At 40.9% G+C, this 16,767-nt stretch carries 8 protein-coding genes; all 8 read right to left on the bottom strand.

The window, feature by feature from the left end; translation table 11 throughout:
* Positions 1-144 precede the first annotated feature (144 nt).
* Positions 145-1,977, bottom strand: a complete 1,833-nt coding sequence (locus GJU39_RS11985) for a sialidase/neuraminidase family protein (protein ID WP_154281040.1) — start codon at positions 1,975-1,977, stop codon at positions 145-147.
* Positions 1,978-2,132: 155 nt separating this feature from the next.
* Positions 2,133-3,062, bottom strand: coding sequence for a glycoside hydrolase family 43 protein (locus tag GJU39_RS11980; protein ID WP_245227839.1), 930 nt, complete (start codon positions 3,060-3,062; stop codon positions 2,133-2,135).
* 97 nt (positions 3,063-3,159) lie between these two features.
* Positions 3,160-4,560, bottom strand: a complete 1,401-nt coding sequence (locus GJU39_RS11975) for a glycoside hydrolase family 140 protein (RefSeq protein WP_154281039.1) — start codon at positions 4,558-4,560, stop codon at positions 3,160-3,162.
* Positions 4,561-4,563: 3 nt separating this feature from the next.
* Positions 4,564-7,716, bottom strand: coding sequence for a DUF6298 domain-containing protein (locus GJU39_RS11970; protein ID WP_154281038.1), 3,153 nt, complete (start codon positions 7,714-7,716; stop codon positions 4,564-4,566).
* A 110-nt stretch (positions 7,717-7,826) separates the two neighbouring features.
* Positions 7,827-9,458 (bottom strand): pectate lyase family protein, encoded by a 1,632-nt coding sequence (locus tag GJU39_RS11965; protein ID WP_154281037.1) that lies wholly within the window; start codon positions 9,456-9,458, stop codon positions 7,827-7,829.
* A gap of 1 nt (position 9,459) precedes the next feature.
* A complete protein-coding gene (locus tag GJU39_RS11960; RefSeq protein WP_154281036.1) occupies positions 9,460-11,115 on the bottom strand; it encodes a pectate lyase family protein in 1,656 nt (551 codons plus the stop codon).
* Positions 11,116-11,504: 389 nt separating this feature from the next.
* A complete protein-coding gene (locus GJU39_RS11955) occupies positions 11,505-13,520 on the bottom strand; it encodes a RagB/SusD family nutrient uptake outer membrane protein (RefSeq protein ID WP_154281035.1) in 2,016 nt (671 codons plus the stop codon).
* A gap of 39 nt (positions 13,521-13,559) precedes the next feature.
* On the bottom strand, positions 13,560-16,757 hold the full coding sequence (locus GJU39_RS11950) for a SusC/RagA family TonB-linked outer membrane protein (RefSeq protein ID WP_154281034.1): 3,198 nt from the start codon (positions 16,755-16,757) through the stop codon (positions 13,560-13,562).
* Positions 16,758-16,767 lie beyond the last annotated feature (10 nt).

Raw genomic sequence — 16,767 nt, 5'->3', positions numbered from 1 at the left:
ATTTTTGCTTGGGCTGAGAAAGATAATATGATGAAGATTAATAGCGGGAGAGATTGCTTCGTACCTCGCAATGACGATGTACTGAAACGCACTGAGGGGAAGACCCCAAACTTCAAACCCCAAACTCGAGACTGCTTTCCCATCCTAAAACCCCTCCGTTTTTAAGTATTTAATTGAATAAACAGCCTCCTTTTTCTCTGATTCTCCAGCGTTTTTCAAATCGTAGGTTTGATCTGCCGGCGTATCCACATCGGGAAAACGACGTACAGATCCGGTACGGAAAACAATGCGTGAAACATCTGCTACCGGCTGAAATGCCAGGCTTGTTAACGCATCTTTTCCGTTCACGGTGATGGAGTAGAATCTCGTAAAAGCATCAAGCTTTAATTTAATGTCGTAAGTTTTACCAGCCTCATACTTCATAAAGTTTTTATAACGGGCACCTGCCTTGGCGCTCAAAGTGCCAGCGGAATCAAAAGTTAACCTCACAGTAGCCAAACCTTTGGTATCTTGCAATTCTATCTCCAGTAAACCGAAATCATTTTGCTTCGGGGTAACAGAAAACGAGGCTATAATTTTCCCCGATGCCGGAAAAGCCCTTTCTACTTTCGCATAATCGAAGGGGTCTTTATCTCTTAAAACAAGGTTGCCTTCTTCAACGTTAACCGGCGCCCATAACGGACTATAAATATTCCATTGATCGAGCGCTCTGTCTTTCGGCATTTTCGAAAAATCATCATTAACAGGGTTAACCATGGTATTTTTAACCGGCAAGGGAATAGATGACACCCAGATATCTTCTTTGTTCATACTATAAGTTACCCAAAGCTTTCCATCGGCTGGTTTTCCATTGCCCTCCATAATTCCACGAACGTATTGCGGACCGTAAGATTTATAATTCCCGCCGTAGCGCATTGGCGAAACTTCTCCTGTTACCAGATTAAGATCAGTATAATCTAAACCATTTTTACTGGTTGAAATGGCTAAGGGCCATCGGTATTCTGAAGGATTGTAAACAGTTGCGTAATTTCCGTCAGCTGTTTTTTGGCCCCAGATTTTGGCATTGCTATTTACGAAACCTGGCGCACGTGATGCATTTTCCGGCCAGCTTTTACCGTTATCGTTACTGATCGCTGTTAAGGCATTCTTCCACAAACCAACCACCCTTCCATCAGGCAAATGGTAGTAGCTGAATGCTTTATATTGTTTCTGCAAGGTTATTAAAGGGTCTTTTCGGTCGGCCTCCTCATTCCATTGCTGCGTCATTAACTTATTAGTCAACAACTCTTTACATGCCTCCACGAAAGCTTTACTTTTGCTTTGGGTAAAGTATGGGTATTTTGTATTTTTTTCAGCGTAACCCGGGTTGTAGTGGATAAAATAAATGGGTCCGTATTTACCATCTTTTTGAACCTCTCTTACCGCTCTGCCAATTCCGTGACCATCATTGGGATCATCTTTTGCATCGAAACTGATTGCATAAAAGCCTAAAACCAGGAATACATTTTTAGTAGAAACATAAAAACCCATTCGTTGGTGCATTACAGCATCTAAATCTTTAGCTACATCTGTTCTTCCTTCTTTAGTTGTACCATCTGCAATTCTGTAAATGGGAAAAATCACCTCTGGTTTGTTCCAGGTATAACCATCGTTTGAAGATTGTAATAATGTTTGCCCCGGAGGAATGCTTTCTCCTACTTGATCACTTAAATATTCTACATAAAATTTGTTGTTCCAATAAGCCAGCATTGGGGCATGATTATAGGTCCAGCCGAAGTTCTCGGCCAATTCCGGGTGTTCCCTGTTTGCCCTAAAAGTCTGAATACTGTGCACGCCAACTACAGGTGTTAATTGCCCATGATGGTAATCTGCATTTACCAGGGTTTTGCCTGTGTAACGTACGGTATCCTGCGCATCAGCGTTTATTATTGCAGTTGCAAATGGTAGAATTAAACAAAGTATTTTAAATATTTTCATCTGTATTTTTTCCTATCAAGCCTCAATGTCATTTCCTATTGAAGGATTAAAAATCCTGAGTTAATTGAGTCTGGAAAAAATTTCCAGACTAACGACAATTTCACGACTTTTATTCCTATGGATTTGTAATCCATCTAGAAGTATCTTCTGATAAACTATTTCCCATTCAATCCTTCAATTACTTTCCGCTTTATTTTTATAATCGTACCATGTTTATGTCCTTCCGGCACTGAAACTTCCGAAGTCACATCTTTAAAAGATTTAAAGTCGGCCGTTTTGTAAGCTGAGTAAGTCTTTTGTCCATAAGCATCAAAATAAATGAGCCAGTTATTTTTTACTTTCACAACCGTTGGGCCTTCGGTTAACTTCGGACTAAAAGTTGCTGAAACATTTTCATAAGGACCTAAGGCTTCCTTTCCAAACGCCACCTTTAAATTTCTGTTCGGCCGGGTGTTATCCTTTAAAACCAAAACATAATCTTTGGTTGCTCTTTTAACAATAACCGCATCAATTACACTAAAGCCGGGATCAAGGAACAGCCTGGGCTGAGAAAACGTGATAAAATCTTTAGTGGTTATTGCGTACATCCTATGGTTGTTATCTTCCTCCTCCACACCTTTAGCAAATCGAGAAGGAATGGTTGATGCCCAAATCATTACATATTGCCTGTTCTCCTCATCATAGAAAATTTCAGGTGCCCAAACGTTCACGGTTTTTGGCTCGCTTTCCATCACAGGAATAAATTTTTGTTCGCTCCAATTGATTAAATCTTTAGAACTGGCATACCCGAAACCTTTATCGCCTTTCCAACTGCATGTCCAAACCAGGTGGAAAATACCATCCGGTCCCTGAACGATGGAAGGATCCCGCATCACTTTTTGAGTACCCACCGTCGGCTTCAAAAATGTTTTGTTTAAATCCGTCCAATGGTAAGCGTCGTAGCTGTACAACAATCTTAAACCATCTGTAGCAGGCTCATGGAATGAGGTAAATAAATAGGCATGCTTTGAGCAGGATGATAATCCGCAAAAGGCAAGACCGATAATGGCTAAACGAAAGTTGAATATGAATTTGAATTTAAACACTGATTTTTATTTTTATATCACTCATCATTTCAATGCTGAAGATTTCTCCGTTTCGCTGCGTTTCAGTCGAAATGTGGATCTGGCATTATTCTACTATTTATTCCTGATCTAAAATTAACACCCAGTCATTTCCATTTTTAGGTTCTCCAGGAGGATTAAACTCTTTAACTCCTTTGTTTTCAAATGTTCCAATTGAGGTAATCTTTCCTGTTCTGGGGTCAAACCACGATGCTTTTACTTCATCGCCATCGGTTTTACCCAATTGCACACTAAAATTTTTTCCTGTATAAGTATAAAGCATGGCAAATTCTTCGCCTCTTGTTCCTATCACACGCTCGTATTGCAGTCCGTTTTTGCCTGCAATTAAAGTTTGATCAGGCACCCGGTCAAAATAAGAATGCGATAACATTAAGTCTTTCAGGTATTTCATCTGAGTTGCGCCTGCAGCATTTAATGCGGTTGTCCATGGCTCTTTCGGACCATAAGCTGGTTTTTTATCCGTCAGCTTATACATCTGCATCACTGCATTATTTCCATAAGTATAACCGAATGCACCCGCAAAAACCGACCAATAGCCATATCTCCTCACATCTGCATCATTCCATCGCGGCTGTAAAGTATCATGCAAACCCTGCGGAATTCCTTCGTAAGAAGGTTCACCATCGATAGTGGGTTTGGTGGGTTTCAGTTTATAATCCGTTTCAATGTACTTCCAGTTATCTTCGCCATAGTGCAATTTTTCATTTGCAGAAGTATCCTGATCATAGCGGCGATGGCCGGATTGAATCATATCGAAATCGTTCCAGCTGGCATTGTGAAACCAGGTAGATGAACCCGTTCTTCCTCTCGGATGGAACGTAATTAAATGGTTAGGATCGTTAGTCCGTAAGGTTTCACCAATGGCATTCCACACTTCCAAACCATCACTACCTTTAATATCACCACCGTTAAGCCAGATGATATTACTCTTGTCGTGGTATCTTTTAGCCAGAAATTCTGCATAAATTCTCGCCTGCGGTACCGTTACTTTCTTCTCTTTCACATTAGTTCCCCAAACCGGAACCAGGGCCATGTACATTCCCTTTTTTTCGGCTAAATCGATAATATAATCCACATGATCCCAAAAATCATAGGCTTTGCTGTCTTTAAAATCATTCCCTTCAGTGATGGCGGGCTTTGAAACATCTTTATTGATAATAGATGAGTCACCATAGATGTTCACAGATGGCACTTCATGTAAAACCATTACTTGTATCACGTTAAAACCTTTTTGCTTGCGGTCTTCCAGATAGGCATTTGCCTCCTCCCGGTTCAGCTTACCAAACAACAGCCAGCCCGTATCTCCTAACCAGAAAAAAGGTTCACCATTACCGGTGGTTAGATAGCGTCGGTTTTCTGAAATGAGCAAACTTTTATCTCCAAAATGTGGCTGCTCTTTACAACCAAAAGCGAGTAAACAAGCCAGCGAAAGAAAAAATATTCTAGTTTTAATCGTCATATCTTAAATTTTATTGATGAAGATGACTTCCTCACCACTTCCAGCTTTATCAATTTTGGAGATGGTATTTCCACTTATCCGCTCCTGTTTCAACACCTTTCCATCCTTACTGTCAATTATTTTCACGCTGAATTTTCCACTGAATTTTGTCAAATCGATCGTACTTGCTGCGTCAGAAGCATTATATAAAACGTAAGTTTTCCCTGCGTTTTCCAAACCATATTGCTTATTACTTTTTCCTGCCGGAAGAAAAGGCTTCATCAAAGAAATATTGTTTAACGAGGCCTGATCTATATTTTTTGTATTGGATAATGACCCGCCGCCCATCAAAATTGCCCAGCCGTAACTGTCAAAATTATCGCCTGAATACATCACTGCTTTCGCCGGAAATTTAGTTTTGTATTCAGAAACCGCATGGTAAACTTCTTCAAATGAAGTCTTTTTCGGTTTGAGTAAGCGCGCATGCTGACGAGGGGCCAGATTTTGCCCACCCTGTGGTGCATAAGCGGCACCATCTGCCTGATAATGCCAGTACCTGATGTCGATGATGTCAACCACATCGGCAAGCTTGGCATCTGCCAGGATTGCATCCTGAACATCTTTAGTAACACTTAAACCAATAATGGGATGTTTGCCCGTCTCTTGCTCCCACTCTTTAATTGTGGTTAGCCAGAACTGTACGAAGTGCAGCGGACCTGTAAATTCCGCTCCGATTAACTGAATAACACCTGTATTGCCATCGAAATTTTCGAGGCATTTACGGATATATGCTTTGTGAATCGCTTTGCGGTTTTCATTGCTGATATCGTAAAACTGCTCAGCCATAAAAATTCTTTTATCGCCGGCATAAGGAACAGGTTCCGGAAATCCGGTATTGTTGATGTTGTTAGCCGTACGCCATGGAAAATCAGCATAATGTGCTCCGGCTTCAATAATATTGTGTTGGAAATAGTTTTCGTGAATCAATACCAAACCTTTCTGATCGGCAAGATTGGCGAAGGCCTTCAGCCTGTCCCAATACCACAAATTGTATTTAGTGATGTCGTATTTACTCAAACCATCCCATGCTTTATCTTGTCCGCTCCGGGCGAAAGGCAACTCATAAAATGGCGCCCAAACTTCGCCATCCATGCGGCGAATCCGTTCGTGATCATCTCTCCTCCTATCGTACCAAAGGCCATAATTATGATCAAGAATTTTAACAGAACCATTTTTCATGGAATCAGTAATGGCATCTAAATCATCTGTTAAGCCATTTCCCGCACGCCCGGGCACGAAGCGGGTAATATGGAATTTGGTGTTTTTCAATCCATGCGGCCGGGCGCTTCCATTCCACCAGGGTACATCCTGGCGGTTTCCTAAAACAAGTTCATTTCCACGAACCAACCAACCGTTTTTAATTGCCATCGCACCAGCCATTGCGGGTTGAGGAATTTTATCTAATCCAATGTTATCAATATTTTGCGCCTGATTACTTTCAATGGAAATTTTATTGCGCTCACGGGCGGCATCGATATATTCTGAAACCGTTAAAGCAGGCTGATAGGCAAGCCTGGTCAGTTTTTGTGCAACATCAACCGGTGGACTACTCGAGGCTTCTGTTTCTACCGGAAGGATAAATGTCCGGGCTTCTACCTCATTGCCTAAGCGGTCTTTTAGTTGCGCGTAATACAAACTTCGTGGTTGGATTTGTTCATTAGACATGTCCCAATACCCGTTTCCAGAGAACTGCGCCCAGGTGCCGAATGCCCAGTTCTGTGCCGTTGGTGGTTGAAAATTATCAACCCGGGCTGCACTACATTGCCAGAAAACACTGTTCGCGGCGCTCCAGCCGGCACCTTGCCCGTCTTGGCCACGGTTTAGATAACTTAACGCCTGCCCGTCGATGTTTACAATATCAAATAGAACACCGGAAGCCCAGCTATCAATGGTTCCACTGAAACTGAAAGGTAAATAAGACTGGCATTGCACAAATGCATTTGGACCCGGGGCACAAAAACCCACAGCGAAATCATGGTAACCATATTCTGAATATAACCGCTGAAAAAGCGTTTGCTGCCCGGCGGTTAAAAAGGTATAACGGCGTTCGCCACCAATTTCCGAGATCGGCGCAAGTGATTTACAATCTTCTACCGTAATTCTTTTAGCTGTTTCGAGCACATTAACTGCAGAACCTGCGAAGTGTTCAAAAACGACCTGACGAACCCACGCATCCTCCACATTTTCGAGCGAGATGGCCGTCCAGCGATGGTATTCATCTTTAATATTTTCTTTGTGATAATCTGATTCGAGTTTTAAATTTTCAACACCAGCATTTAAAATCCGGCCATCCCATTTATATCTTGATATGGTGGCCCCTCCGAATTTTGAATCTAAAGCGGTGGTTAAGGGCGCATCTAGGGTGAGCGTTGAACCATCGACTGCTAAGATTTTTCGATCAAAATGAAGATCCCTTGTTCCGGGTTTCCAGCCCAACGCACTTTCGCCTCCACCAAATTCAACAGTTTTCAGGGTTTCAATCCATTCTTTTGTAGATGGACGGTGAATGAATATTTTGTCGCCAACTTTAAAACCCTTCGCATTTGCCAGGGTAATTTTCTGTCCATTTACCGGAACATAACTGTCGGTAATCGCAATCGGCGATTCTTCTACCTTATCTTTTTTACCTGAAATTCTGATCACTCCGATCCGATCCAAACCTTTGGCGAGAATTTTGGTTCCATCCTCAGCCATTCCACTGCCGCGAAGTACAACGCCCGAAGCGGAGATTTTTAATGTTCCGCCAACTTCATAAGTACCTTTTTCTAACAGAACGGCTCCACGCAACCCATCTTTACCCACGGGCAATTTAGATACATAATTAATGGCTGACTGGATTCTTAAAGTCGCATCTCCGTCTTTTTGCGGAACGACAACTTTCACAATAGCCGATGGAATGGCTTTTTCTCCAGCCATATAACCTGCATAAGAAAAATCGGGAATTCTGTTTCCTTGCTGATCAGCTGTATAACCCATTTTACCATCCTTACCTTTAAAGATAGGTTTTGGCGGTTCGACAACTTTTGGTTTTTGCGCAAAAGAAAAACTTACACCAAAAAAAAGTAATACCATTACCGGCAATACTTTGATTTTATATATATGGTTAGTTTTTGGCATTTATTGTGATTTCTAAGATCGTTGTTTGTGGATCGTCTTGAGTTGTTCGTTTTTCGTCTGGGTTTTCATTTAGCTTAGTTTTTAAGCTTTCGGCTTTAAGCTTTCGCTCCCTACGGTTTCACTTTCTTTACATCTACTAAACTATTCAAATAAACTTCAATATTCGAATATCCGGATTTTGTAATTTGAACGGCATCAGCAGCATCTTTAGGATTTAAACGTTTTTTAATTTCGTAAGCATCAGGAATTCCGTCATTGTCGCTATCTTGATAAGGCTTCCCCTTATATTCCGGATAGCCACCAACCTGAGCGATGTCGGAGATGATTCCTTGTTTATAAGAATCTGCCGGCAAACGGCGCTTTACATAACTTTGTTTTGCCGGGAGTTTTCCATCTGCAACCACTTCAATTTTTCCAGTGGCTACTTGTTTAACAATCCGTTCATCAACTGCATCCCGAATGGGTAAACTCGCGCCAGCATTTGCTAACACATAATCATAAGCTTTTTTCGTATCAATAACCGAAATTTTCGCCATGGGTAAAGGCTTATCGGCCCGGATCGAATCCAATAACTTTTGCGTATCGCGTTTGCTTTCTGGTTGCACGCCGCCATCCCAGTTGTTTTTGGTTACCTTTTCATTTCCTTCCACAATGTTTCCGGTTACGTAGGCTTTTCCAAATTCATTTACAAACCGCTTATCTCTCCCAGATTCCGGCTTTAAAATCCGGTAAGCGATGGGTTGGCCAACTGGCGTAATTGGTCCGGGTTTATAATAATTATTAACGAAACTATAAAATGACGCATTATCGCCACCATCTGCACTGCGGTTCCACCAGTTAAAAACTACGTTATTCGCAAAGCCGAAATCACCATACATCCCTACGGATGGGTTTCTGGCAATATTAGATGCCCAAAGGTTACGCATAAAGGTGGAATTTAATCCGCCTATGGTACTTCCGAAAGCATGGTTATAGGTATCTAAAGCTTCAGAAAAGATTGAATTCTGAATGGTAACGTTTACTGTTGGCAATTTCTCTGGCTTTGAGCCATCTTTTTTATCATAAACATGGCGGTAGATGGACATATTTTCATCCAAACCCCAGCTTGCAGAAACGTGATCAATGATGATATTTCCTACCGGATTACCTCCGATTGCATCATCCCTGCGGGTAACATCTGTTGCGCCACGGCGGAAACGCATATAACGAATCACTACATCGTGCGTATTGATCCAAACGGATTCACCTGCAACACAAACGCCATCGCCAGGTGCACTTTGCCCGGCAATCGTGATATAAGGTGCACGAATAATGAGTGGTGTTTTCAATTTTATGATCCCTGAAACATTGAAAACAATAGTCCGGGCGCCGCCTTGCTCACAGGCTTCACGTAAGGTGCCCTGCCCTGAATCTTCCAGACTGCTTACGACATAAACTTTGCCTCCGCGACCACCAAATGAGTAAGCACCACCACCTTCAGCACCCGGAAAGGCGACTAATTTTGATTGTGGCAGGTCGCTGGGTTTTGAAGCCCAGGGAATATATGGCTTACCTTGCTTTGCTTCTGCATCTACAATTGGCTTCACTTTTAAAAACTGCAATTCAGATTTCTCTTCAATGCTTTTTAAAAGTGAATCAGCCTTTTTCTCCATTGCTTCCGGAATAACCGGGTATTGAGCGGCCGCAATATTTGCCACAGCACTTAAAGCCAGGATGCTAAAAATTGAATTCCAGCTGCGCATTTTAGTTAGGTTTTACAGTTGAAACCGGAACAACACTATTTAAATAAATTTCGATATTCGAATAACCACTTTTCGAAATTTTTGCCGCATCTGCTGCATCTTTAGGATTTAAACCATTTTTCAACTCATAAGCATCCGGCATTCCATCGTCGTCAGAATCTTTGTAAGGCGTACCTTTATATTCAGGGTAACCACCTACCTGACTTACATCAGTAATGATGCCTTGTTTATAGGAATCTTTTGGTAAACGACGGTGTTCAAAATCTTTTTCAGGCAGTTTTACGCCCTCAATAAAATCGATTTTACCTGTTTTTACCTGTTTAATTACACGGGTATCAACCGGATCTCTTTTCGGCAGGTTAGCACCAACATTTGTTAAAACATATTCTTTAGCAGCCAACGTTGGAAGGATGGTAATTTTCGGCATTGGGAAAGGTTTTTTAACGCGCATCGCAGCAAAATACGGAGATGCCTGTTCGAACGTCAACAATTCGCCTTTTTTGTTCTCCAGCTGCACGCCGCCATCCCAGTTATTTTTAGTTACTTTTTCGTTCCCTTCGATGATATTTCCTTCTACATAGGCACGTCCGAAAACAACATATGGCAATTTACTCCGGCCAGATTCTGGTTTTAGGATTCTATAGCTGATCGGCTCATTTAAGTCCGTTACCGGACCTGGCTTATAATAATTATTTACAATATTAAATAAAGCGGTATAATCTCCACCATCAGTAGATCTGTTATTCCAGTTAAAAACGACGTTGTTAGCAAAGTTGAAAATACCATTCCAGCCGATAGATGGGTTTCTTGCACCATTATCTGCCCATAGGTTACGCATAAAAGTACAGTTCTCACCCCCTAATGTGCTACCGAAAGCATGGTTCCAGGTATCTAAGGCTTCAGAAAAAATGGAGTTTTGGATGGTGATGTTTACCGTAGCCAGTTTATCTTCGATTTTGCCTGTACTATCGTTATACATATGGCGGTACATGGACATATTTTCGTCTAAGCCCCAGCTGGCAGAAACGTGATCTATCATGATATTTCCGACCGGATTACCACCAATGGCATCATCGCGGCGACCAACAAAGGTTTCCCCTCTTCTGAAACGCATAAAACGAACAATCACATCATGCGTATTTAACCAAACCGATTCACCAGCAACACAAACACCATCGCCCGGCGCCGTCTGACCTTCTATGGTAATATATGGTGCACGAATAATTAGGGGTGTTTTAATTCTGATGATTCCAGAAACGTTGAAAACGACTATTCTTGCTCCGCCCTGCTCACAGGCATCGCGAAGCGAACCCGGACCACTGTCATTTAAATTTTTAACTACAATTACCCTTCCACCTCTGCCGCCAAAGCTATAAGCACCTCCGCCTTCAGCGCCTGGAAAGGCCAATAGATCTGACTGTGGCAGATCATTCGGTCTACCTGCCCATGGAATATAAGGCTTTCCTTCTTTCTCCTCTTTAAGAATAATGGGTTTTGCTTTTTCCCAGGCGATATCAGAATGACGATAAGCTTCCTTCATCATCGAATCTGATTCCTTTTTAACATTATCCGGAATTTTAGGATACTGGGCAAAAGATGAACCAGCTGAGAGTATTAACGCTGCTGAAAACAGCAGATTTAAAAAGTTCTTTTTCATTTGTGTTTTGCTCGTTGGAAGAACAAAAGGTAAGTCGATAAATGCTTCTCTGAAATCGCTCAGCAATTTATATTTATTTTTCGGCTCACTTCTTTGATCAATCCTGGTTATAAGTTTTTGGTTAGAAATACATTATGCTTTAAATTAACATTTAATCTAAAGTTTTTCAACTACATTTTTTCAATGCTAAATGAGTATTAGTCTCATTTTTTAACACTCATAATACGTAAATATCACCTTCGTAGCTGAGTTACAAGATAGAGATAATATTCATATATAAATGTAACATTCTTGAATAAAAAAAGAGGAGCGCACTCGCTGCCCCCCTCTTCCAAACCAAATATATAAATCGAGATTGCGCTAACTTATCTCAATGCTTTAAATCAACTTTATTTTAGCGGGTCGAATGTGCCTGCACCTTTTAAACTATTCCATCCTACTGTTTGATCAAGGTAAGGAGAAGCACTTAAAATATTTTCGTTCAGTCCGAAGAAATAATATTGCGGATACCAGGTAAATTTCCAGCTGGCAGGATTTGTTGGATCCAAATCATCCTTTTCAGTGATTACAAAATAATTATCGTATAAATAATCTAAATAGGCTGCATAGTTCGCACTGCCGTTCGGTGTTGGATAGGTTGCCGGATCGCGATCAATAACGGGTGCATTTCCGGTTGCCGGTTTAATTAGCGGATCGGCAGTACCTACATATTTAGCACCAGCAAGTGTTTTAACCGTAATAAAATACCCGGTTCTTCTGGTGCCGTTTAAAGGTTTGATCCCTAAACGTGCTGCAGTAGGAGAGTTTTCTTCAAATAACATCCAGCGTCTTAAATCAAAAAACTTTTTCCCTTCATATGCAAATTCAACGTTTCGTTCTTTCAGAACAGCCGAGAATAGCTGATCTCTGCTGGTTGCAGTAGCTAAACCGTAAGCACCATCTAAATTTTCTACACCGGCACGTTCTCTTATCGATTTGATGCCTTCTAAACCTTCTCCTAATCTATTTGATCCTATCGCAGATTCAGCAAGATTTAGAATAACTTCTGCAAAACGCATTTCCATAAAATCCATACCGTTTTGTTGGAAATTGCCATTTGCATTAGAAGCAGCCGGATCTGTGGCTTTACATAAATAGATACCACTTGCGTTTGCACCTTTTGTTTCTGTTGATAAACTCGGTATCGTTTCTGCCGCAGTTTTATACCATTTGTAAGTCCATTGTTTATAGTTTGAGCCAGTATTGCTGTTATAAGGCCATATTGCACCGTTATAAACAAAAGTTTTGTAGAAACGTGGATCTCTGTTTTTATAGAATTTTTTAGCATCGTAAGCATAGCTTGATGAACCTGGCATTTTACCATCTTTCATTGGAAAAGCATCTACCATTTGCTTGGTTGGAGAAAGAGAGCCACCTCCGTTTATCTCTTTGGATCTGGCTGCCTGCTCCCATCCATTATTTTTCGTCGTATTTCCACCGATCGCTAAATTGTTAAAGCCATATACAATAACTGCTTCCGGATTATTTACCTCTGTAAACCACATGTTTCCCCAGGCTGTTCCATTTGCCGTGCCACCGGTTTTAAATAACCCGCTCCCGTTAGCTTCCAGTAAAGTTTTGGCTGCTAAATTAGCCTTGTAAGCTTCTTCCCATCTGGTCACATCATCAGTACGGTTAAATAGCGGACTCGCCCAGGTTAACAATACTTTACCTTTCATTGCTGCACACGCACCACTGGTAATGCGGCCCCAATCGTTACTGCTCCATTTGCCAGGCAATAAAGACTGCGCCATATCAAAATCTGCAATGATCTGTTTGATACACGCTGAAGTTGAACTTCTTGGAATCTGCAATGAAACACCATCTTCTGAAATGGGATCCTGAGGCACTAATGCAAGCGGAACTCCCCCATATAATCTTACCAAATCAAAATACTGCCATGCTCTCCAAAAGTACATTTGCCCTTTAAGCTTATTTCTTAAGTCTTCCGGCAAACCATATTTATCTACTTCGGCCAGGAAGATGTTGATTTGTTTTAAACGGGTATATGGATTATTTACCACACTGGTTGTTAATCTGGCGCCGAAATAAGGTAAAGCATGACTGTTGGTATAACTAATAGTTGCCCATAGTTTATTAAAGTCAGTTTCGCCTGCAAATTCATCCGTAGTTCTTGCAAAAACATCACTACTTGTTCCTATATTCCATGATAACGTTTGTGCATTGTTTGCCGGTAAAAACAAACCGTATACATAATCTACATAACCCTGAGCAAGTGCAGGATCTTTAAAAACTTCCTCATTATATCCCGCCAGGTCACGCTTTTCTTCTAAAAAAGAATCTTTACAGCCGGCAACAACCATTGTTACCGCTGCTATTAAACATAATATTTTATTTCTTTTCATCTCTATAACAGATTATTGAATTTCAATTTTTGATATAAACTACAAGGTTAAATTAAGGCCAAAAGAAATGGTTCTCAAATTTGGATAGGCATCCCATGCGCCATCCGGGCCCTTGTATGTATATGGATTATAAAGGTTTACCGGATTTAAAGCAGAAGCAAAAACCCTTGCGTTATTAATTTTTAATTTTTCAACGATCGATTTTGGTAACGTATAATTCAAATTAAAACTTGGAATACGAATTCTGAAAGCACTTACCCTGTAGAAGTTAGAAGTTGGTGTTAAGTTTATATCGGCAAAATTAGGATTCGGCATTGTTCCGGAAGGATTAAGAACCGGGTCATAAATATTTCCCCAGATATTTGGCAAACTGGTAAAGTTTCTGGCGATGGAAACATTTAACGCTTTTCGCTCGTCAATTTCTGCCCAGCCACCAAATGAACCGGCGATTACGGCATCAAAACTAAAGCCTTTGTATCCTGCCTTCAGGGTAATACCAAAACCATAATGATTAGCTGATTTTTTCGCCAGTTGAACCTGATCATTTTCATCTATGATTCCATCTGGTCCGGAAAAAGTTCCATCAGATTGAAGCTGCCCCCTAACATCTCTGTAGTAAAGCGTACCTGGTCTTAATTGCGCTGACGGTAATTTAAATACCTGGGTAATGTTATGGTCACGAACATAGTTATCAATTTCCTGCTGATCTTTGAACATACCTAAGTTATCGTATCCCCACTTGCCATTATCAGATGATTCGCCTGGTTTTGCAATCCATGGTTTTAAATTATCATTGGCATTAAAGTTTCCAATTTTAACCCGGTCATCGCTCCAGCCAAAACGTGCACTTACGCCGTAGTTAAAGTCGGAGCCGATTTTATCATCCCATGAAATACCCAGTTCGTAACCAAAATAATCTGCAGAACCAAAGTTAACAGAGGCTACTGTTCCTCCGATTGTTGCCGGCAAACTTGCTGTTGGCTCAATTAAAATATTTCTCGCTAAATTATAATACCCTTCAACGTTAACGCTTAAGCGGTTTTTTAAGAATTTGGAATCGATCCCCACGTTATTTTTGTATTCTGTACTCCAGGTAGCATCTCTGTTTGGTGCTGCCTCCATTTTAAAACCTGCTGTTGTTGCACCGTTTCCTCCAAATACGCCACCTTTACCATCCTGAAAAGTATAGCGCTGACGCCATAACCAGGGTTTGGTTTGATCGTTACCCAATACCCCAAAAGCATACCTTAATTTTAAGTAATTTACCGCCGGGACTTTGAAAAAACTTTCTTCTGAAATTACCCACCCCACTGATCCTGAATAAAATTTACCCCAGTAATTTTCAGGAGCAAATTTGGTGGAAGCATCGGTTCTGAATAAAAATTCGGCCAGATACTTGTTGGCATATGCATAATTTGCCCTACCAACGTAAGATAATGATCCTGCTTCGTTAGCTGTTGTAGAACCATCAATCGCTCCGGTAGCAGAATTAAACTGTCCATTGGTGGCAGCGATGGGATTTGCTTTAAAAACCACTTGCTGGGCATTTTCAGACTCTGATTTTTCTACTGTAAATAAACCACTTACCGAGTGTTTACCAAAATCTCGGGCATAATTTAAAACAAAATTAGTTTGCTCACTTTTTTGATTAGTATTGGCATAGTATAGTCTGTCGCCGTTAGAAACCCTTAATGAACTCGACATGGTAGCCCCTTCATAAATGTGTTGGTTTCCACCTAATCTTTTAAATTCGTACAGTGTATAAGATGTACCTACCTGATCACCTACAGAGTTTCCAGAGTTCCTGGCATACGCTAATCTTGCTTTTAAACCTTTAACATATGGTAATTCATATTCTGCATAAGCATTTACTGTAAATAAATTGCTTTTGGTGGTGGCTAAATTATTAAGCCTGTTAATTTCACCAAAGTGATATCTCGACAAGTCATTTGTGGTTCCTGGTAATTTCACGGGTAAACCATCAATATATTCCGGCACATAACGCGGAGCTAATAATAAGTTCTTGTAATCATCTTCTACGCCTTCACCAGAAACTTTATTAAAAGTTTTTACCAGATCATTGTTATTTCCGGAGAGCTGGATTCCTACTCTAAAGTTTGCAGCTACGTTTACATCTGTTCCGGCTCTGAAATTCCAGCGGTTATAATCTAATGTAGCTAAGTTTCCTGTTTGTTTATTGTAAGATGCGTTAGCGAAATAGGTTGCCCGATCTGCCCCACCGCTGATACTTAAAGTATGGCGTAAATCGTAAGCTGATTTCCATGCAGATTCTAAACGATCATAATCAACATTTTTGAAATGCTCCAACTCATCATCCGTAAAAAAGTTATCCACGCCAGGAAGTTTTGCACCACCATTCGGACCATTCATAATATTAATGTATTGCCCAAATTCATAAGCACTCATCATTTTGGTGCGATAAGCCTCGTCATTAATCGCATAAGACCCGCTGTAAGAAATTCTGGGCTTACCGGTTTTGCCACGTTTCGTAGTCACCAACACCACCCCGTTACCGCCTCTGGTACCATAAATAGCAGCAGACGCATCCTTTAAAAAGGACATGCTTTCGATTTCAGAAGCATCTAAATTTCCGAAATTTGTTGCATCTGGTTTACCCTGACCATCAATCTGAATTACTCCATCAATTACATATAACGGATCGGTACTACCGCCATCTTTAGAAAATAAGGTATTTGGGTTTCTGATCGTGATCTTCGCTGGCACCCCGGGACGGGAAATACCGCCACTTACGCCAACACCTAAAAGACGACCACTTAATGCTGCAGCTACGTTTGTTCCCGGTAAATCTTCAATTTCTGAAGCCTTAATATCAACAACAGACCCGGTGAGGGTTGCACGCTTTTGAACGCCATAACCCACCACAACCACATCATCTAAATTTTTATTATCCGATACCAGCTTCACATTTAGCGATGTTTGTGTACCCACTGTGATTTGCTGCCTGGCGTAACCGATGTAGGAAAACACCAAAACATCAGTGTTACTTTTTACCTGAATGGTGTAAACGCCATCTGCATTTGTACTTACGTTACTCGGCACTCCTTTAATACTTACATTTACACCGGGTATACCCTGTCCGTCAGACTGATCAACCACTTTTCCGGTGATTTTTCTTTCCTGAGCAAACAGAATTGTACTCGCTACGATCATCAGCAGAAAGGACAAAGAAATTTTGCGTAAAAATTTTAAGTTCATTTTTATATTT

The organism is Pedobacter petrophilus, from assembly GCF_009674725.1.
Lineage (GTDB): Bacteria > Bacteroidota > Bacteroidia > Sphingobacteriales > Sphingobacteriaceae > Pedobacter > Pedobacter petrophilus.
Note: the sequence above shows the minus strand (reverse complement) of the source record. Positions and strands in the feature narration are given on the sequence as shown.